This is a genomic window from Ilumatobacter sp. (assembly GCF_046290335.1).
In the GTDB taxonomy this organism is placed as follows: Bacteria; Actinomycetota; Acidimicrobiia; order Acidimicrobiales; family Ilumatobacteraceae; genus Ilumatobacter_A.
Genome location: NZ_JBKAGH010000002.1, coordinates 53,203 through 71,889 on the forward strand (window position 1 = coordinate 53,203; position 18,687 = coordinate 71,889).

The window sequence follows — 18,687 nt, forward strand, 5'->3', positions numbered from 1 at the left end:
GGGACTGCATGGCGGTGCATCTTTCGTGGTGGGCCGACCATCGAGGGGGCAGCACCACCGGGGCGAATGCTAGGCGACAACACAACGGTCGACGGCCGACGCAGCGATTGCTCGCTGCGTCGGCCGTCACCGTGTCATGACGGTTCGGTCAGCTGGCGACCGAGATCGCGTCGATCGACGCCAGGATGTCGGCGCGGACCTCGGGCGAGATCGGAGCCGAGCCGGCCGATGCAGCCGAAGCGGCCTGACCTTCCTCGGATCCGACGTAGGTCATGAACGCCTTGACGAGGTCGACCTCTTCCTGGCTCGAGTACTCGAGGCAGACGATGTGGTACGACACGAGCGCGATTGGGTAGGTGTCGGCCGTCTCGGGGTTGCGGTTGACCTCGATGCCGAAGTCGAACTCGTTGCGGCCGTCGAGGCGCTCCGAGGAGTCGACGATGCGGCCGGCGGCCTCGGGCGAGAACTCGACGAACTCGCCGGCGACGCCGACAGCAGCGGCCGGAAGGTCGCCGATCTGGCTGGCGTCGGCGTAGCCGATCGAACCTTCACCCGCAGCAACCGCAGCCACGACACCCGAGGTGCCCTGGCCGCCTTCGCCGCCACCCGGGCCGTCGATGTCCCACGGCTCGATCGCACCGAAGGTCCACACGTCGGGAGCCGTCTGGCTCATGTAGTCGGTGAAGTTCTCGGTCGTGCCCGAATCGTCGGAGCGGTGCACCGGGTTGATCGCCAGGTCGGGGAACTCGACACCGGGGTTCGCCTCGGCGATGGCCGGATCGTTCCAGTTGGTGATCTGGTTGGCGAAGATGCCGGCGATGAGCTCAGCCGTCAGGTTGAGGGTCGTGCCCTCGATCGACGGGAGGTTGTACGGGAGCGCGATCGGCGAGATGTAGTGCGGAAGGTTGATCGCACCCTGGTCGCCTGCGCACCGCTCGATCGACGCTGCGAACTCGTCGTCCTTGAGCGCTGCGTCGGAGCCAGCGAACGTCGTCGCCCCTTCGAGGAAGCGCTCGCGTCCGCCACCGGATCCGATGGGGTCGTACTCGACGGTCACGTCGGGGTTCAGCTCCTGGAAGCCGACCTGCCAGCCCTGCATCGCCGCGGCCTGCGACGACGCGCCGGCACCGACGAGCGTTCCCGACAATTCGGCCGGAGCCTCAGCGGGCTCTTCCGCCGGCTCGGCGGGCTCTTCCGCCGGCTCGGCGGGCTCTTCCGCCGGCTCGGCGGGGGCCTCGGTCTCGGCGGGCTCGGCGGCTGGCTCGTCGTCACTGCCGCAGGCTGCGGCAGTGAGGGAAAGGGCGAGGATGCCGGCGAAAATGCGACGTTTGCTGTTCACGCTGTCGAACTCCATGTTGGTTCAGTGTCTTGCAGGATGTTGATCCCGCCGACCCGAATCGGGCCGACGAGCGGGACGCAGCGACGAGTCGTCGCTCCGTGCCGTGCGGCAAGCTACGTACCCGAGGTGAACCGCAAGCGTGTGCAGGTGAACGCCAGGTGAACGACAGCGGGCGGGTGAGCGAACAGCGCGCGGATCGCCGTCGTGCACGGTCTCGAACCGGCGCGAACCGACTGAATCCGGCGCGATCGGGCGGCGAGCGAAACGATCCACCAGCGCGACACCACCGCGGCACCGTTGCGAGAGAGCGCGCCGGGCGGCCACACGACCGCCACACCACCGCTGCGAGACCCTCGTGGTGCTGCGGCTGGCGCGAACCGGCGTCCGATGGCTCGCCGCCCGAGGTGGGTCGCGACGACCGCTGTCTACTCGGGACGGCGACCGATCGACTGACGCTCGACGGTCCAGGCGTACATCCGGTCTTGCGGGTGTGGCTCGAAGCGATCCCGCGGGCCACGCCGAACCCACTCGTCGTCAGGCTGGAGTTCCCATGCAACCACGTCGTCGGCGAGCGCGAACTCCAGCGCCTGATCGAGCCAGGCCGTGTGTCGAGGGTGCTCGATCGGAACGAGCACTTCGACGCGGCGGTTGAGGTTGCGTGGCATGAGGTCGGCCGATCCGATCAGATAGAGCGCGTCCTGCACTGCACCGTCGATGCGCTCACGCCGCTGCGGCTCGATGACGTTGCCGTGGGCGAAGCGGAAGATCCGGCTGTGCTCGAGATAGCGGCCCAACACGCTGCGTACCCGAATGTTGTCGGACATGCCCGGCACGCCAGCTCGCAGGCAGCACAGCCCTCGCACCAGCAGGTCGATGGTCACTCCGGCGCGACTCGCCGCGTACAACACCTCGACCATCTCCGGATCCGCGATCGAGTTGCACTTGATCGTGAGGTGCCCGTCGGACCCGAACGAGGCCTCGTGTTCGATCAGATCGACGAGCTGGCGGCGCAGGTCTCGCGGCGCCACGAGCAGGGTTCGATAGTTGATCGATCGGCTGTAACCCGTGAGGTGATTGAAGAGTTGGAGCACGTCGGCACCGATGTCTTCGTCGCACGTGAGCACGCCGATGTCTTCGTAGATCTTGGCGGTCTTCGCGTTGTAGTTGCCGGTGCCGATGTGACAGTAACGGCGCAGCGAGTCACCGTCGTCGCGGACGACCAGCACCACCTTCGAGTGCGTCTTCAAGCCGACCATGCCGTACACGACGTGGACGCCGGCGCGTTCGAGTTGCTTGGCCCACTGCACGTTGGTCGCTTCGTCGAAGCGCGCTTTCAACTCCACGAGCACCGCCACCTGCTTGCCGCTCTCCGCCGCCCGGATCAGACTGCGGATCACTGCGCTGTCGCCGCCGGCGCGATACAGCGTCATCTTGATCGACTGCACCTTCGGATCGGCCGCTGCCTGAGCGATGAACGCCTCGACGCTGCTCGCGAAGCTCTCGTACGGATGATGGACCAGGATCGAGCGGTGCCGGATGACGTCGAAGATCGGGCGATCGGAGTCATCGGCGTTCGCGATGCGCCCCGCCGTGATCGGAGGCCACGGCTCGTCTTTGAGATCGGGGCGATCGAGGCTCATCAGCCCCCACAGACAACTGAGGTCGAGCGGCGATCGGTGGTACGTGACGTCGTCGTGGGTGAGTTCGAGTTCGCGCACGAGCAACTCGAGGATCTCGGCGCCGATGTCGTGGGCGACCTCGAGGCGAACCGCCTTGTTGAACCGGCGTCGTCGCAGCTCCATCTCGACCGCTTCGAGGAGGTCTTCGGCTTCTTCTTCCTCCAGCGTCAAGTCGGCGTTACGGCTGACGCGGAACGGGGCCCATTCCTCGACGATCATGCCGATGAACAGCCGATCGAGTTTCGCGGCGATCAGTTGCTCGACCGGCAAGAACTTGCCGACGGCGACCTCGACGAGACGGGGGAAGACGTTGGGCACCTTGAGACGGGCGAATCGCCGGTCGCCGGTCTCGGGGTCGGCGACGCTCGCCGCGATCGACAGTGCCAGATCGGAGATGTAGGGAAACGGATGTCCGGGGTCGACAGCGAGCGGCGTGAGCACCGGGAACACCCGCTCCTCGAACCACGTGTCGAGCGCGACGATCTCGTCGTCGCTCAGATCCTCGTAGCCGACGATCTCGACACCGGTTGCTGCGAGTTCGGGAACGAGCACGTCGAGGAAGGCGTGGTCGAGACGGTCGATGAACTCGGGGATGGCGCTGCGGACGTCAGCGAGTTGATGGTTGGGCGTTCGCCCGTCGGGGGTGGGGCGATCGACGCCGGCGACGATCGCGTCGTGCAGCGCAGCGACTCGGACCTGGAAGAACTCGTCGAGATTGGTTGATGCGATCGCGATGAACTTGGCTCGCTCGAGGAGCGGAATGCCCGGCTCGAGCGCGAGTTCCAACACCCGGTCGTTGAACTGGAGCCAGCTCAGCTCGCGGTTGAGGAACCACGAGTCGACACCATCGTTCGGGAGCCCCTCCGGTCGCGGGAGCGGAAGCACCGCTGGACTGTCGACGTCGATGCTCGACTCGGCGTCGTCGCGAGGTTCGCGGCCGGACAGCTCGCTCGCAGCGTTTGGCGCGAACCCGTGACCGATCGAGGCGGCGTCGGCGGCGGGTGGCGCCAGCGGCAACGCCGACGGGGCATCGTCGTCAGCCACCGCAGCGCCCGTTCAGTCCGACGAGTTCTCGGCTGGTTCGCCGTGACTCGCGTCGGTCGCAACCGTTGCGGCGACGGCCTCATCCGGAGCCTCCACTGACGCTGCGTCAGCTGTCGCTTCGACCGTCTCGGCCGCTGTCGCAGAGACAGCGCTCGGCGCGGCGGCGACGGGAAGTCCGAGATCCCATTCGATCGAGATCATCTCGCGCTCGGCGTCGCGCACGATTCGTTCGCGGTTGCGGCGGAACTGCGGATCTTCGCGCGGCAGCAACACGAGGCGAGCGAGCACTCGAGCGCGGAATTCGTCGAGCGTCTGGCGGTCACCCCAGTCTCCGTAGACCTCCCAGTGCGGGGACACCGGGCCCAGGTACACGATTCGGGCGTGCGCCCTCGGGGCCGTGGATTCGGCTGCATCAGACATTGTCACAACCCTAGCGACTCCCGAGGGCAACGCCGGAGGCCGTCTCGGGATCCGTCGCCGGACGCCAGCCGAACGCCCCACGCGAGCGCGGGTCAGAGCCCGCCGGAGCCACCGACCGTCGTCGGCCCGACGGCGGCGAGACGGAAATCACAGGGGTGGTGTTCAGATTACGGATGTGTTACAGTTCAGCGTCACTCGAACGACGAGGTCACCAATCGACGTCCGAACGTCCCGCCAGCACGAAGAACGATCACACCCGGCACAACCGCCCGTCCAGACACGAGACGAACGACCACGAAACGAACGCGAAATCGGGAACCGTCCGACGTTCCAAAACGTCAAAATGGGGTACAGCTCACGACGTGCCCGCCACGTCGAGCACCCTCCGTCACGAAGGATCCGCCATGATCAAACGAACCAAGCGCACACCGAGCACCCCCGACTCCCCCTCGGCCCGCGGCCTCAGCGATGCCGCACTCGCCGAACTCAACGGTCGGCCCGCCGAACTCGACACGGCCCCGCCCGACCCCGACAGCCCGTCGGCGTGGATGGCCGACGGCAACTGCCGCTTGCACCCACCAGCCACGTTCTTCCCGAGTGACGGCGTCGGCGTCGACAAGGCCCGGAAGATCTGCCGTGACTGCCCCGTCAAAGCCCAGTGCCTCGAATACGCCCTCGAGGAGCGCATCGATCATGGCGTGTGGGGCGGCTGCAGCGAACGCGAGCGGCGCCGCATCCTCAAGCGTCGGCGCGACGACTTCGGTATCTCCGAGCAGGAGTCGTCAGAGTCGGTACACGCGACGAGCGGTGCCGGCGAAGAGCAGTTCTCGCTCTGACTCGCTGTACTGCGACGCAAGCCGCTTGAACGCGTTCCACAACACGCCGTAGGAGATCGCGAGCCGGTCGACGGGGAAGTTGCTCTCGAACATGCATCGCTCAGGCCCGAAACACTCGATCGTGTGCTCGTACCATCGGCGCTGGACCTCGAGAAACTGATCCGACGTCGGCGGCACGGGCGCCGTATCGAACCCGAATCCGTTGTCGGGCATGATCAAGCCGCCGAGCTTGGCCACGGTGTTGCCGCACGCCGCGATGTCGGCGATGTCGAGCTTCCACTGCTCGAAGTAATCGTCATGGCATCCGGCGAACCGTCCGACCCCGACCGGCGTGCCGAAGTGATCGAGGATCATCGTCGTGCCGGGAACCGCCTGCGCGAGCGCGAGGAACTCTCGGTTCTGATAGTGGAAGTGCCACGAGTCGTAGGTGAGTCCCCGCTCCCCCAACCGGGCGACGCCAGCTCGGAACGCCGCATCTTCGAACTTGCCCGCCGCATACGACGCCGGAATACGGTGCGCTTCCGGTTCGATCGAACGTGCCAGCGCATCGCGGATCCCGCGGAAGCGGCCGCCGGCGGCCTCCTCATGAGCGTCGAGCACCTCGTCGAGGTGCGCTGCGTCGGCGAGGTCGGCATGCGCCACGATGCCGGCGATCGGCGGCGCATCAGGATGGCCGCTCGCAAGTGCGTCGGCACTCGCTGCGACGAACTCTGTTTCGCCGACCGGCCGAAGATGCTCGGGACCCTCGCGTCGATAGGCCGCGCGACATTCCACGAAGACCGTTGCAACGACACGGTGGCCCGCCGTCGTGTCACCGGCGAGTTCGTCGTTGCCGTAGCGAAGACCGGTGCCCGGCGGCCAGAGATGGTGGTGTGGGTCGATGATCTCGCGATCGGGGTCGACGATCGGTTCGACGACCTGATCGAGCCACTCCTGGGTGCCGGGTTCCATGTCCGCACGCTAGTGAGGCGGGCGTGGGACGCTCGTGTCGGCGCCAAGACGCGACAACACCCCGCCGACGTCGCGACGGGGTGCGTGACCATGAGTTGCGGTTGCGGTTGCGGTTGGAGTTACCGCGAGACAGCGAACGACTCGCCGTCGACGACGCTCAGGACTCGGCGGACGACTTCTCGTCGTCGGAGCCGGCTCGAGCCTCGTCGAGCCCGTCCTTGAACTCCTTTTGCGCCTTGCCGAGGTTCTTCGCCAGCTTCGGGACCTGAGAACTGCCGAACAACAGCAGGATCACCACGACCACGATGATGGCTTCGTTTCCTCCGAGAAATCCGATCATGTCGTCAGGCTACCCCACCGCCGTCTCGCCGCCGCGTCGACCGATGAGGTCCCGTGCGAGGTCGACGGGCTCAGGCACCCACGCTGCTGCGTGCGACCTGCGCGCGCTGGCGGCGGATGCGACGGCGCTCGCGCTCGGACAGTCCGCCCCAGATGCCGAACTTCTCGCCGTTCTGCAACGCGAACTCGAGACAGTCGTGACGGACCTCGCAGCCCCGACACACTTCTTTGGCTTCGCGAGTGGACGCGCCGCGCTCGGGGAAGAACAGATCGGGGTCGACGCCGAGGCAGTTCGCTCGGTCGTGCCAGTCGGGGTCGGGCTCGACGGGAGTCGCACTGATCGTGATACTCGAGGTGGTGATGAACTGCATGGTGGACCTCCTGCCGGGATGAGCGGTCCGATTGATACGCGCGAAAATGAATGTGTCGCCTCGGCGGTCGGGGTGGATCCCCATCGTCCACAGGTGGTGCTTGACCTGGCCTCGACAACGTTGTAACTACAGGTGTGTCATTCTGCCAGAGACCCGTACGGTTTCGCAAGTGCGAGAGCCCAAGAATCGCGCGAAGCGCGCGATTCCTCTCTCCAAGAGCGCGAAGCATGGAGGACCGTCCCATCGTCCGATGCGACCGCCCTCGGGGCCTGCGGTAACGTCGGCCCATGGGGTCACCGATGCAGCGACGCACGCAACGCTTCCGCTACTCACGGTGGGACGGCACCCAGACCGGCTTCGAGTTCGACGCCGACGCGGCCTTCGACGAACTGACCGACGAACTGCTGTACCACGGTGACGTCAACGCCGCCTTGCGCCGCATGATGCAAGACGGAATGCAGGACCCCGACGGCAACCAGCTCCAGGGGCTACGAGAACTGCTCGAACAGCTCCGCCGAGAGCGTGAGGAACGCCTGGCCAACCACGACCTCGGTGGCGTGTACGACGAGATCAAGCAGCAACTCGACGACATCATCGACGAAGAACGCCATGCGATCGACAACGCGTTGCGTGACGCTCAGAACTCGGGCGACCAACGTCGCGCCGACAATGCCGAGTCGGCGGCGATGGAGCGCAACATGCGCCTCGATCTCATGCCCGACGACCTCGCGGGCAAGGTGCGAGAACTCGACTCGTACCACTTCGAGTCGGCGGAGGCGAAGCAGCGCTTCGAACAGCTCATGGAGAAGCTCAAGGAGCAACTCATGCAGCAGATGGTCGATCAGATGTCGGGCGCGATGGAGAACATGACGCCCGAGGACATGGCGCGCATGAAGGACATGATGGCGTCACTCAACGAGCTGCTCGAGAAGCACCAGCGGGGCGACGACACCACCGCCGACTTCGCCGACTTCATGAACGAGTTCGGCGATTTCTTCCCCGAAAACCCGCAGAACGTCGAGGAACTCCTCGAGCAGATGGCGCAGCGCATGGCCGCGATGCAGGCAATGATGAACTCGATGACGCCCGAGCAGCGGGCGCAAATCCAGCAGCTCAGCGATCAGTTGATGGACGACATGGACCTGCAGTGGCAGATGCAGCAGCTGTCCGGAAACCTGCAGCAGATGTTCCCGCAGATGCAGTGGAACCGCAGCTACGACTTCGAAGGCCAGGACCCGATGGGGTTCGCGCAGGCAATGCAGCAGATGCAAGAGCTCGGCGACCTCGACCAACTCGAGAACCTCCTCCGCAACGCATCGAGTCCCAGCGCCCTCGCCGAGGCCGACATGGACAAGGTCCGCAACCTGCTCGGCGACGACGCCGCACGATCACTCGAACGGCTCGCCGAACTCACCAAGCAACTCGAACAAGCCGGGCTGATCGCCAACAAGGAAGGCAAGCTCGAACTGACGCCGAAGGGGCTCCGCAAGATCGGCTCCAACGCGCTGAAAGAACTGTTCTCGAAGATGTCCAAGGACATGGCCGGGCAACACGAGATGAACCAGCACGGCATCGGCCACGAACGGACCTACGACACGAAGGCGTACGAGTACGGCGACTCGTTCCAGCTCGACCTGAACCGCACCATCCGCAACGCGGTGCGCCGCAACGCCGGCCAAGGCCGAGGCGGCACTCCCGTGCAGTTGTCGCCCGACGACTTCGAGATCGAGCGGACCGAACACCTCACACGCTCAGCCACCGTGTTGATGCTCGACCTGTCGCTGTCGATGCCGATGCGCGACAACTTCTTGCCCGCCAAGAAGGTCGCGATGGCCTTACACCACCTGATCTCGACGCAGTTCCCGCGCGACTATCTCGGCATCGTGGGGTTCTCCGAGACGGCCCGCATCCTCACCGCGGAGCAGCTCCCCGAGGTGTCATGGGACTTCGTCTACGGCACCAACATGCACCACGGCTTCACGCTCGCCCGACAACTCCTGGCGCGCGAGTCGGGCAACAAGCAGATCATCATGATCACCGACGGCGAGCCGACCGCCCACATCACGCCCGACGGGTATCCGTTCTTCAACTACCCGCCAGTGCGCGAAACGGTCGAGGCCACGCTGCGCGAGGTCGTACGCGCGACCAAAGAACAGATCCGGATCAACACATTCGGCCTCGGCGCCGACGGGTCGCTGCGAGCGTTCATCGAACGGATGACCCAGATCAATCAGGGTCGCGCCTTCTTCACGACGCCGGAAAATCTCGGCGACTACGTGCTCGTCGACTTCCTCGACGGCAAGCGGGCGATGGCACGGGCCGGGCGACGCGCCGGCTGACGCGCTGGCTGACTCGCCAGAACAGAATTCATCTTCCTGTGACCGCACGGTCAAGTCTTGCCAAGTTACTGCCGAGTAGATTGGTGTGACCATGCGAGTCCCGCGCACCTTTGTCTTCGTCGATCTCTCCGGGTTCACGAACTACACCGCTGCCTTCGGTGACGATGCGGCAGGCCGTGTGCTGAGCGCGTTCCGCTCGATCGTTCGATCGGCAGCGTCGGAACGTGGTGTTCGTATCGCCAAATGGCTCGGTGACGGCTGCATGTGCGTCGCGGTCAACCAGCGTGACGCGATCGAGTTCGTCCTCGACCTCGAACAGCGTGCTGCCGACGTCTGCAATCCGTTGACGGTCCGTGCTGGCCTCGCCACCGGCCATGCGCTGCTGTTCGAAGGCGACGACTACATCGGCTCGGCGGTCAACATGGCCGCGCGCCTGTGCGATCACGCCAAGGGCATCGAGGTGCTCATGCCTTCGATGCAGATCGAGCGGCTGCCCGAAGGCGTCACCGCCGAGCCCTTTGGCGAGGTCGAACTCCGCGGCTTCCCCGGCCCCCTCAGCGTGGTCGAACTCCGCGGCGTCCCGCTCCCCGTCGATGCCGACGCCGGCGAACTCTGGACCCGCACCCCCTTCATCTGACGCACCGCATCAACCTGGTGTCAGACACCACGTTGACGTCACTGTCGGTGGTGAGGGAGAGCGGTCGCATAACGTCGGAGGATGGACTTCGATCTGATGACGGGCGGAGGCTCGTGGGCCGAGACGGCCGAGTTCGCGCGCCTCGTCGAGACCCACGGTTTTTCGGGCATGGTGTTCACCGAGACCTCCGAGGCTCCGTGGATGAAGATCGCCGCGGCGGCGACAGCCGCTCCGACACTTCACTTCAGCACGGGAATCGCGGTGGCATTCGCTCGCAGCCCGATGGTGTCAGCGGCCGTTGCGTGGGAACTCGCCCGCAACACCGGCGGACGATTCCGGCTCGGGCTCGGCAGCCAGGTCAAGGCCCACGTCGAGCGTCGCTACTCCGCCGAGTTCGCGCCGCCGGCCGCGCGGATGCGCGACTACGTGGGTGCGGTGAAGGCGAGCCTGCGAGCATTCCGCCGCGACGAGCGCCTCGACCACGACGGCCCCTACTACCGGATGAACCTGCTCCCGGAAGCCTGGGCGCCCCCGAAGCACGACTTCGGCGACGTAGCGGTCGACATCAGCGCCGTCGGCCCGGTGATGTGCCGGGTCGCTGGCGAGGTCGCCGACGGCATTCACGTTCACCCGCTGCACTCGATGCACTACCTGACCACGCGGCTGTTGCCGAGCGTCGCCGACGGCGCAGCCGCAGCGGTCCGCGATCCGTCAGAGATCGACCTGATCATCCCCGTGTTCGCTGCTCCGGGTGACACCCCGGAGGCTCGCGCCCCGCTCGTACGGCGCGTGCGGAGCCAGATCGCGTTCTACGGCTCCACGCCGAACTACGCCTATCAGTTCGACGACCTCGGCTTCGAGGGGGTCACTCCCCGACTCAGCGGACTGATCCGCGCCGGCGACCTGGAGGCGATGTCGGCCACGATCACCGATGAAATGCTCGAGCACTTCGCGATCATCTGCCCGTGGGACGATCTCGCCGACCGACTCATCGAGCGATACCAGGGCACGGCTGCCCGACTGGTGATGTACCTCGCGGAGGAGTCGATCCGCCGCGATCCCACAGCGGCCGGCAGATGGGGCGAAGTCGCGAGCGCGGTTCGCAACGCATGAGCATCTCACCGACCAGCAGCGTCAGCGTGGCGACAGAGTGGGTCTGACCCACACTGTCGCTCAGAGGGTCTTCGGGTAGTAGCCGCCGAGGTCGGTCGCGAGCACGTCGGACGTGAAGTCGGACGCGAACGGCCACTCGGCCTCTTCGCCCGCCAACGGCGCCTGGACGAACTGCCCGTAGGTACCGCCAACGCGTTCGCGGCCGAGCAGCGACCACGCCTGGCGTTTGTAGGTCCAGTTGTCGGGCTGCAGGCGATGGCACTCGTTGAACTGAGCGATCGCTGCGTCCCGCTCACCCGCGCGCCACAGATGATTGGCCAACTCGAAATGTGCAGCCCCCTGCGACATCGACGGTGACCGCGGCTGCGACGCTGCGATCACCTGCGCCGGGGCCATGACGAACTCGCTGTCGGCGCCCTTGGCGACCCAGTCGCGGATCGCATCCGCGTAACCCGCCCGAGCCTGGCCAGAACCGAGCACGTCCCACTGACCCGGCCCATCGGTCGGTGGCGCCGGAGCGTTGGGGGCGGAGCCGAGCGCCGGGATCGCCGCCATCATGTCGGCGGGGAGTTCCATGCGGCCGTCGGGCCAGCCCGGCTCGGGAGGCCGAACGATGGTGCCAGCCTCGTCGATCCAGACGACGTTGGGAATGTTGACGACGCCGAACAGCGCATCCATCCGGTGGGTCGGATCGAGCAGCGACGGATGCTCCGGCGACGCGGCGGCGATCAGCTCGCGGGAGGCGTCAGGGCCGCTCAGTTCGAGCGAGACCGTGACGATCTCGAGGCCGGCGGGATGGAGTTCGGAGCGCAGTGCCTGCCACCCGGGCAGGTCGAACGAACAGCCTCAATAGGGCGCCCACGACACGATCACGACCTTGCGGCCGCGCAGCGATGAGAGTCGGAACTCGTTGCCGTCGATGTCGTCGAGCACCAGTTCGGGCGCTTGCGCCGTGGCGAGCGCCCGATCGCCGAGTGACTCCGGGCCCAGCGCCCACAGCCCCGTGGCGTCGTCGTGCACGAGCGCCATGCCGAGTCGGTCGGCCACCGCAAGCAACTCGAACGAGCCACCGAGCGGCACGCAGACCTCGCCCTTGCACGCGCCCTGAGGCTTGATCTCCCAGCCGGTGCCGGCGGCGAACGCGTCCGCGCTGATGTCGAGCGATTCGAGCAGCATCAGACACGCCCTCGGTAGGTCGCCGACGAACCCGACGAATCCTTGTTCAGACGTTTGCTCAGGTGCAGGCCTTCGAGCACGAACTCCACGGCCGCGGCGACGGCACCGACGGACTCGTCGCCGCCGGTGAGCGCGAGCACCGGCTCACGCAAGGCGTCGACCTCGCCGATCAGCGCAGCGAGTTCCTCGCTCGTCACGTCTTCGCCGGTGTGTGCCACGACGCCCTCTTCGAACACGTCGACGACCGCACGCGTGAGCGCTGGGTCGACGGTGTCTTTGAAGACCGTGAGGATCGCCCCCTTGATGAGGGTCTCGAGGATGAGCCCCTCGCGGCCCTCTTCCAACGACTCGATCTCGATCTTGCCCTGCGAACTCGCGGGCAGCGCGTCGAGGTCGTCGACGCGAGCGACGACCGACTTCTCGCCGGCGCGCAGTCCTCGTCGCAGCGCATTGGCCGACAGCGCCTCGTAATTGCTGACGCTGAGGCGCACACTGACGCCGCTGCGCTGATTCACCTGGTGGCTGGCACGCGCGAGATGGCTGAACGTGGCGACGACGTCGGCGAGGTAGTCGGGCACCGACACCGTGATCGGGCCGCCTGGAGTCTCGACGTCGAGCGATGCCGCCTCCTGCTGCATGATCGCGACTTCGGTCGACACCTCCAACGGGTAGTGCGTGCGAATCTGCGAACCGAACCGGTCTTTCAGCGGGGTGATCAGCCGCCCGCGATTCGTGTAGTCCTCCGGGTTCGCCGAGGCCAGGAGCATGACGTCGAGCGGCAGGCGGATCTTGTAGCCGCGGATCTGGATGTCACGCTCTTCGAGCACGTTGAGCAGACCCACCTGGATGCGCTCGGCGAGGTCGGGGAGTTCGTTGATCGCGAAGATGCCGCGGTTGGTTCGCGGCACGAGGCCGTAGTGCAGCGTCAGTTCGTCGGAGAGGTAGCGCCCCTCGGCCACCTTGATCGGGTCGACTTCCCCGATGAGGTCGGCGATCGACGTGTCGGGTGTCGCCAGCTTCTCGCCGTAACGACTGTCGCGATGCACCCACGAGATCGGTGTGTCGTCGCCGAGCTCGTCGACCAGGTCGCGTGCATGCCTGGAAATCGGGTTGTACGGGTCGTCCAGGATTTCGCTGCCGGCGACGATCGGCGTCCACTCGTCGAGCAGCCCGGTGAGCGAGCGGATCATGCGGGTCTTGGCCTGGCCGCGCTCGCCCAGGAAGATCACGTCGTGGCCGGCGAGCAGCGCGTTCTCGAGCTGGGGCATCACGGTGTCTTCGTAGCCGGACACGCCATCGAACAACGGCTCGCCCGCCGCGACCTTCTCGATCGCGTGTTCACGGACCTCCTGCTTGATCGGGCGAGACACCCATCCGGAGGCGCGAAGCGCTCCGAGCGTCGTCGGGCGGTCGCCGGCGTTGGTCGTGTGCAGGTCTGCCATGAGTCGAACCTAGTGCACCTCTGCGGAAGCCTCACATCGGAGGTCGATAGCCTCGCTCGCATGGAGCTCGCCGGCCGATGGGTCGCCACCGAGGCCGACGACGATGTCCGTCGCTTCGGCATCGGCCTCGACGCCGACGATTCGTCGTGGCTCCGGGTCGACGTGCCGGGTCATTGGCAGCACACACCGGCGTTCGCCGCCAGCAACGGGCCGCTGATGTACCGACATCGCTTCGCGTGCGATCCTCCTCCGGCCGGACGTCGGCGATGGATCACGTTCGACGGCGTCTTCTACCAGGCCGACGCGTGGCTCGACGGCGCGTACCTCGGCGATCCGGAGGGCTACTTCTTCCCGCACAGCTTCGACGTTACGCAACTCGCACGGATCGGCGACGAACACGTCCTCGCCGTCGAGGTCGCGTGTGCACCGCAGTCGACCAACGGCCGCACGAACATCACCGGAATCCTGCAGAGTTGGCGCGGCCTTCCCAGCGGCTGGAACCCCGGCGGGCTGTGGCGATCGGTGCGAATGTACGACACCGGTCCGGTGCGCATCGAGCGTCTGCGAGCGCTGTGCCGCGACGCTGACGTGCGGCGAGCGCACGTCCGCTTCACCGCGATTCTCGACAGTGCCGACCCTCGCGAAATCGTCGTGCGTACGTTGCGCGACGGCGAGCTGGTCGACGAACACCCGGCGGCCGTCGCCAGCGGCGAGAACGAACTCGAATGGACGATCGACATCCGCGACCCCGACCTGTGGTGGCCGTTCGAGCTCGGCGAGCAGGCGCTCACGACCCTGACGGTCGAGATCGTCGCCGACGGTGAGCTCAGCGACCAACGGTTCCGACGGACCGGGCTCCGACAGATCGTCTGGAATGATTGGGTCTGTTCGGTCAACGGCGAGCCGTTGTTTCTCCGGGGAACCAACCTGATGCCGATCACCGCCGGCCTCGGTGACACGACCGACGAACTGATCGAACGGGACCTCCAGCACGTCCTCGACCTCGGACTGAACTGCATTCGAGTGCACGGCCACATCGGGCGGCGCTGCCTCTACGACCGCGCCGACGAACTCGGCATCGTGATCCTGCAGGACTTCCCGCTCGTGCGGACCCACGCTCGCTCGACGCGCGGGCGCGCCGTGAGCCAAGCGACCGCCACGGTCGACACTCTCGGTCATCACCCGTCGATCGCGCTCTGGAGCGCGCACAGCGAACCCACCAGCACCTCGACCGAGATGCACCCCGGTTGGCGGCGCCGACTTCGTGACGTCGCCGCGCAGCAGCTGCCGTCCTGGAACAAGTCGGTACTCGACCGCTGGGTGAAGCGAGCGTTCGAACGCGCCGACACGACGCGCACGACGATCGCCCACTCCGGTGTGGCACCACACTTTCCCCAGCTCGATGGCACCGACCGTCACCTCTCCTACGGGTGGCGCCACGGCGACGCAGAAGACCTGGCTCGCCGAGCCAAGCTGCTGCCGCGCTCGGTCCGCTTCGTCAGCGAGTTCGGTTCGGAGTCCGTACCCGACCACACGCCCTTCGTCGACGACCTCGACGTCACCCGACGCTGGCCCGACCTCGACTGGCAACGCCTGGTCGACGACGTCGGCTACCAGCATGACGTGTTCGACGAGTTGCTCCCACCCGACACGTTCCCGTCGTTCGACGAGTGGCGCGAAACGACCCAGCTCTATCAGTCGCACGTGTTGAAAGTGCAGATCGAAGCGCTTCGCCGTCTGAAGTACCGGCCGACTGGCGGATTCTGCTTCTCGTCGCTGGCCGACCCGGCGCCGGCGATCTCGTCGAGCGTGCTCGACCACCTGCGCTCTCCGAAAGACGCCTACGCCGTCGTCCGAGCCGCGTGCGCCCCGGTCATCGTGGTCGCCGATCCCCTGCCCGACTGGGTCAACCCCGGTGATCGTCTCGATGTCGACGTGCACCTCGTCAACGACCGCCGCACACCGATCGATCACGCGATCGTCGACGCGACGATCGCGTGGGCCGGCGGCTCCGAGCTCCGCCGCTTCGGTGGACCGGTGCAACCGGACGATGTCGTCAAGGTCGCCACGGTGACGCTCACCGTGCCCGACACGCTCGGCGAACTCGCCATCGAGCTGCGGGCGACCGACGGCGACGACGAACTCGCCACCAATCGCTACTCCACCGCCGTCGTCCTCCCCACGCAGTAGCGATCGTCCTCCCCACGCAGCAACGATGGGGCGGGTCCATTCGAGAGCGTTCCCGAAGCTCGTCGAAGGGGTTCCGGATGCGCAACCGGATCGACCCCACGACCAGCACGACCGGAGCGGTAGCGCCACCGGACCGCCCGAACCCGCTCGGGCACCTTCGCTCACCACTACCGGGAGAAACTCATCATGGCGATCGTCGTCATTCTGTACATCGCATTCATCGCGGTCGCCATCGCAGGGATGTGAAAGGCCTTCGCGAAGGCCGGCCAGCCCGGCTGGGCGGCGATCGTCCCCATCGACAACCTCTACATGCTCACCAAGATCGGCGAGAAGCCATGGTGGTGGATGCTGCTCGTGCTGATCCCAATCGTCGACATCGTGATCCTGATCGTCCTGAGTCGGTCGATCGCCGAGCGGTTCGGCAAGGGCCCCGGCTTCGGCGTCGGCCACGCACTGCTGACACCGATCTTCTGGATGATCCTCGGACTCGGCGACGCGCAGTATCGCGGCTCGAACCCGGCCGCACCGGCGACCTGCTGACGGCCGACTCGATCGGTTTCGTCAACCTCGGGTGAGCAGTTGTCGTCCGCGAGCGATCGCGGGCGGCAACCGCTCGAGGTCGTACAGCGGAGCGAAGGCGACCAGGAAGAGCGGGTAGGGGAACCCGACGAGCATCAGGGCGAAGATCCCGAGGTGCATCGCCCACGTCGCCGCCACCCACACGTTGCGCAGGGTCGCTCCGAACAGGGCGAGCGGCGCGAGCAACTCGATCGCGACGGTCGCTGCCGCAGCGATGGGGAAGACCTCGTCGAAGCGCACCGCAGGCCGAGCCAGCGGCGACGGCGACGCGCCGAGCACATCGAGGCGGGCCGCCGAGTACGCGACGTGGTTGCGCAACGTGTCGCCGAGCACCCAGTCGAGGCCGCCGTAGCGCAACTTCGCGATACCGGCGATCACGTAAGTGATCACGAGAGTCAACGAGCACATGGCCAGCGGCCAGCCGTAGTCGGTGCTCGCCGCAGTCGGCCCGGCATCACCGCCCGAGGACGACCGACGACCTCGCGGCCCGATCGTGTACGCATCGGCCGACGGAGACACCGCGACGATGCAGAGATGGAGCACCACCAAGATCTCGAAATGCAAGAGTTGCCCCCATGACGACCGATACGAGACGAGCGTCAACATGCCGAGCGCGAACAATGGCCCCGTAGCGCGGAACCCGACGCCGGTCACGAACCCTGCCCCGCAGACGAGGGTGGCCCCGACGACACCGAAGAACACGGCATCGGGGAGCGGCTGCGACGACCACGCGAACACCCCGAGACCGTCAAAATCGTCGGCTCGTCGATCGGCCAAGGCGAGGAACACGGGAAGACGGATCAGCAGATAGATCAGCGCGAAACCGCCGGTCAGGATCCGAAACACCGCAAGGCGTTCAGGCGGGGCGACGGCATCGACCGCCTGGAGCGTGACGTCGAACTTCACGGCGCGCTCACCGCGAACCCACCCCGCACGTCGCATGCACGGTGCGCTCGATCAGACTCTCGCCACCCAGCGTGCGTTCGACCACGTCGTGACGCTCGGTCACCACCTCGACCGACACGATCTCGCGGTCCGCATCGACTCGCTCCGCGATCTCGGCACAGCGGGCATCCGCCCGACCGGCACGCACCGCCGCACGGAGTTCGCCCGCCACCACCAACGGGTCGTCGCTCGCCCCGATCACGGACAGGCCCAGCCGGATCCGATCGGTCTCGGCCGTCAACCCGTTCGCCGTCACCAGCGACACCGACTCGCCCCGCGCCCGCGAGTACATCGGATAGGTCGATAACGGAAGACCGTCTCGGTCGAGCACCACGGGCGCCACGAGCGCAGCCACGAGCAACGAGGTGAGGAATACCCGTCCTCGCCGCTGCATGGTCACCTCCTGGCCGACTCGACCCCACTCATGCTATGCGACCGGCGGAGTCGCCTCACGGCGTCGCAAGCACTACCGCTCAGGAGCGTGAGAGCGACTTGCGGTTCTTGATCTTCGACTTGCGGTAATCCGCGTTCATGATCGCGATCGAGTCGATCGAAATCTCCTTCGGACACGCCGAGCTGCACTCACCGTGGTTCGTGCAGGAACCGAAGTACTCCTCCATGGTCTCCACCATGGCCTCGGCCCGCTTGTAGCGCTCGGCCTGGCCCTGCGGCAACAGGTTGAGATGGGTGAGCTTCGCCGCCGTGAACAAGCTGGCAGCGCCGTTCGGGCACGCCGCCACGCAGGCGCCGCAGCCGATGCACGCCGCGTTGTCCATGGCCGAGTCGGCGACGGGCTTCGGGATCGGGATGAGGTTCGCGTCGGGCGCGCCACCGGTCGGTGCGGTGATGAAGCCACCCGCCTCGACGATGCGGTCGAACGGAGCCCGGTCGACCATGAGGTCCTTGATGATCGGGAACGCCGTGGCCCTCCACGGCTCGACGACGATCTCGTCACCCGAGCTGAACGTGCGCATGTGGAGCTGGCATGTCGCCGACGCCCGCTGTGGGCCGTGCGCCTGACCATCGATCATCAGCGAGCACGTCCCGCAGATGCCTTCGCGACAGTCGTGGTCGAAGACGATCGCCTCCTTGCCCTCCTCGATGAGACGCTCGTTCAAGATGTCGAGCATCTCGAGGAACGACGCCTCGTCGGAGATCTCCGGGATCTGGTGCGTCTCGAAACGTCCCTGCGCGTCGGGGCCGGACTGACGCCAGATCTTGAGGGTGATGTTGGTGAGTGACTTGCTCATCGAGCTTCCTTACTGCTTGCCGAACTACTTGCCGAAC

Annotated in this window: 17 protein-coding genes; 6 read left to right on the plus strand and 11 right to left on the minus strand. The window is 66.4% G+C overall.

What is annotated here, in order from left to right; all coding sequences use genetic code 11:
- Positions 1 to 148: 148 nt before the first annotated feature.
- From pstS to ACE37B_RS08830, 3 genes are all read right to left on the minus strand, one after another.
- The gene (gene pstS, locus ACE37B_RS08820) at positions 149 to 1,354 is read right to left on the minus strand and encodes a phosphate ABC transporter substrate-binding protein PstS (RefSeq protein ID WP_409922954.1); all 1,206 of its coding nucleotides are present in this window, start codon (positions 1,352 to 1,354) and stop codon (positions 149 to 151) included.
- A gap of 410 nt (positions 1,355 to 1,764) precedes the next feature.
- A complete protein-coding gene (ppk1, locus tag ACE37B_RS08825; RefSeq protein ID WP_409922955.1) occupies positions 1,765 to 4,062 on the minus strand; it encodes a polyphosphate kinase 1 in 2,298 nt (765 codons plus the stop codon).
- 12 nt (positions 4,063 to 4,074) lie between these two features.
- Complete coding sequence (locus ACE37B_RS08830; RefSeq protein WP_409922956.1) at positions 4,075 to 4,482, minus strand: hypothetical protein; 408 nt, start codon at positions 4,480 to 4,482, stop codon at positions 4,075 to 4,077.
- A gap of 404 nt (positions 4,483 to 4,886) precedes the next feature.
- Between ACE37B_RS08830 and ACE37B_RS08835 the strand changes: the two genes are divergently transcribed.
- Complete coding sequence (locus ACE37B_RS08835) at positions 4,887 to 5,318, plus strand: WhiB family transcriptional regulator (RefSeq protein WP_409922957.1); 432 nt, start codon at positions 4,887 to 4,889, stop codon at positions 5,316 to 5,318.
- Here the strand turns inward: ACE37B_RS08835 and ACE37B_RS08840 are convergent.
- From ACE37B_RS08840 to ACE37B_RS08850, 3 genes are all read right to left on the minus strand, one after another.
- Positions 5,265 to 6,269, minus strand: coding sequence for an amidohydrolase family protein (locus tag ACE37B_RS08840; protein WP_409922958.1), 1,005 nt, complete (start codon positions 6,267 to 6,269; stop codon positions 5,265 to 5,267). The two genes, ACE37B_RS08835 and ACE37B_RS08840, sit on opposite strands and share 54 nt — an antisense overlap.
- Before the next feature lie 157 nt (positions 6,270 to 6,426).
- A complete protein-coding gene (tatA, locus tag ACE37B_RS08845; RefSeq protein WP_409922959.1) occupies positions 6,427 to 6,609 on the minus strand; it encodes a twin-arginine translocase TatA/TatE family subunit in 183 nt (60 codons plus the stop codon).
- Positions 6,610 to 6,679: 70 nt separating this feature from the next.
- On the minus strand, positions 6,680 to 6,979 hold the full coding sequence (locus ACE37B_RS08850) for a WhiB family transcriptional regulator (protein WP_409922960.1): 300 nt from the start codon (positions 6,977 to 6,979) through the stop codon (positions 6,680 to 6,682).
- 287 nt (positions 6,980 to 7,266) lie between these two features.
- On the opposite strand from ACE37B_RS08850, the gene ACE37B_RS08855 reads away from it, so the two are divergent.
- From ACE37B_RS08855 to ACE37B_RS08865, 3 genes are all read left to right on the plus strand, one after another.
- Positions 7,267 to 9,318, plus strand: coding sequence for a hypothetical protein (locus ACE37B_RS08855; protein WP_409922961.1), 2,052 nt, complete (start codon positions 7,267 to 7,269; stop codon positions 9,316 to 9,318).
- Between the two features lie 91 nt (positions 9,319 to 9,409).
- Positions 9,410 to 9,955 carry an adenylate/guanylate cyclase domain-containing protein gene (locus tag ACE37B_RS08860; RefSeq protein WP_409922962.1) on the plus strand — a complete coding sequence of 182 codons (546 nt, stop codon included), beginning with the start codon at positions 9,410 to 9,412 and terminating at the stop codon, positions 9,953 to 9,955.
- A gap of 81 nt (positions 9,956 to 10,036) precedes the next feature.
- Positions 10,037 to 11,068, plus strand: a complete 1,032-nt coding sequence (locus tag ACE37B_RS08865) for a TIGR03617 family F420-dependent LLM class oxidoreductase (RefSeq protein ID WP_409922963.1) — start codon at positions 10,037 to 10,039, stop codon at positions 11,066 to 11,068.
- Positions 11,069 to 11,128: 60 nt separating this feature from the next.
- On the opposite strand, the gene ACE37B_RS08870 is transcribed toward ACE37B_RS08865, so the two are convergent.
- The gene (locus tag ACE37B_RS08870; protein ID WP_409922964.1) at positions 11,129 to 12,244 is read right to left on the minus strand and encodes a ResA-like WAxxUGC motif-containing protein; all 1,116 of its coding nucleotides are present in this window, start codon (positions 12,242 to 12,244) and stop codon (positions 11,129 to 11,131) included.
- Entirely contained in the window at positions 12,244 to 13,686 is a 1,443-nt protein-coding gene (locus ACE37B_RS08875) for a sigma 54-interacting transcriptional regulator (protein WP_409922965.1), read from the minus strand. Before ACE37B_RS08875 ends, ACE37B_RS08870 begins: the two co-directional genes overlap by 1 nt.
- Before the next feature lie 60 nt (positions 13,687 to 13,746).
- Between ACE37B_RS08875 and ACE37B_RS08880 the strand changes: the two genes are divergently transcribed.
- Positions 13,747 to 15,876, plus strand: a complete 2,130-nt coding sequence (locus ACE37B_RS08880; RefSeq protein WP_409922966.1) for a glycoside hydrolase family 2 protein — start codon at positions 13,747 to 13,749, stop codon at positions 15,874 to 15,876.
- Between the two features lie 285 nt (positions 15,877 to 16,161).
- The gene (locus ACE37B_RS08885) at positions 16,162 to 16,416 is read left to right on the plus strand and encodes a DUF5684 domain-containing protein (protein ID WP_409923660.1); all 255 of its coding nucleotides are present in this window, start codon (positions 16,162 to 16,164) and stop codon (positions 16,414 to 16,416) included.
- Positions 16,417 to 16,437: 21 nt separating this feature from the next.
- On the opposite strand, the gene ACE37B_RS08890 is transcribed toward ACE37B_RS08885, so the two are convergent.
- The 3 genes from ACE37B_RS08890 to ACE37B_RS08900 all read right to left on the minus strand — a co-directional run bounded on the left by ACE37B_RS08890 (position 16,438) and on the right by ACE37B_RS08900 (position 18,650).
- Positions 16,438 to 17,361, minus strand: coding sequence for a hypothetical protein (locus ACE37B_RS08890; protein WP_409922967.1), 924 nt, complete (start codon positions 17,359 to 17,361; stop codon positions 16,438 to 16,440).
- A 7-nt stretch (positions 17,362 to 17,368) separates the two neighbouring features.
- Entirely contained in the window at positions 17,369 to 17,794 is a 426-nt protein-coding gene (locus tag ACE37B_RS08895) for a hypothetical protein (RefSeq protein ID WP_409922968.1), read from the minus strand.
- Between the two features lie 79 nt (positions 17,795 to 17,873).
- Positions 17,874 to 18,650: a succinate dehydrogenase/fumarate reductase iron-sulfur subunit gene (locus ACE37B_RS08900; RefSeq protein WP_409922969.1), complete on the minus strand. Its 777-nt coding sequence runs from the start codon at positions 18,648 to 18,650 to the stop codon at positions 17,874 to 17,876.
- Between the last annotated feature and the right edge of the window lie 37 nt (positions 18,651 to 18,687).

Bases quoted from the DNA above. Each gene is read 5' to 3' on its own strand.
- pstS (WP_409922954.1), bottom strand. From the start codon at position 1,354: ATGGAGTTCGACAGCGTGAACAGCAAACGTCGCATTTTCGCCGGCATC.
- ACE37B_RS08830 (WP_409922956.1), bottom strand. From the start codon at position 4,482: ATGTCTGATGCAGCCGAATCCACGGCCCCGAGGGCGCACGCCCGAATC.
- ACE37B_RS08835 (WP_409922957.1), top strand. From the start codon at position 4,887: ATGATCAAACGAACCAAGCGCACACCGAGCACCCCCGACTCCCCCTCG.
- ACE37B_RS08840 (WP_409922958.1), bottom strand. From the start codon at position 6,269: ATGGAACCCGGCACCCAGGAGTGGCTCGATCAGGTCGTCGAACCGATC.
- tatA (WP_409922959.1), bottom strand. From the start codon at position 6,609: ATGATCGGATTTCTCGGAGGAAACGAAGCCATCATCGTGGTCGTGGTG.
- ACE37B_RS08850 (WP_409922960.1), bottom strand. From the start codon at position 6,979: ATGCAGTTCATCACCACCTCGAGTATCACGATCAGTGCGACTCCCGTC.
- ACE37B_RS08855 (WP_409922961.1), top strand. From the start codon at position 7,267: ATGGGGTCACCGATGCAGCGACGCACGCAACGCTTCCGCTACTCACGG.
- ACE37B_RS08860 (WP_409922962.1), top strand. From the start codon at position 9,410: ATGCGAGTCCCGCGCACCTTTGTCTTCGTCGATCTCTCCGGGTTCACG.
- ACE37B_RS08865 (WP_409922963.1), top strand. From the start codon at position 10,037: ATGGACTTCGATCTGATGACGGGCGGAGGCTCGTGGGCCGAGACGGCC.
- ACE37B_RS08875 (WP_409922965.1), bottom strand. From the start codon at position 13,686: ATGGCAGACCTGCACACGACCAACGCCGGCGACCGCCCGACGACGCTC.
- ACE37B_RS08880 (WP_409922966.1), top strand. From the start codon at position 13,747: ATGGAGCTCGCCGGCCGATGGGTCGCCACCGAGGCCGACGACGATGTC.
- ACE37B_RS08895 (WP_409922968.1), bottom strand. From the start codon at position 17,794: ATGCAGCGGCGAGGACGGGTATTCCTCACCTCGTTGCTCGTGGCTGCG.
- ACE37B_RS08900 (WP_409922969.1), bottom strand. From the start codon at position 18,650: ATGAGCAAGTCACTCACCAACATCACCCTCAAGATCTGGCGTCAGTCC.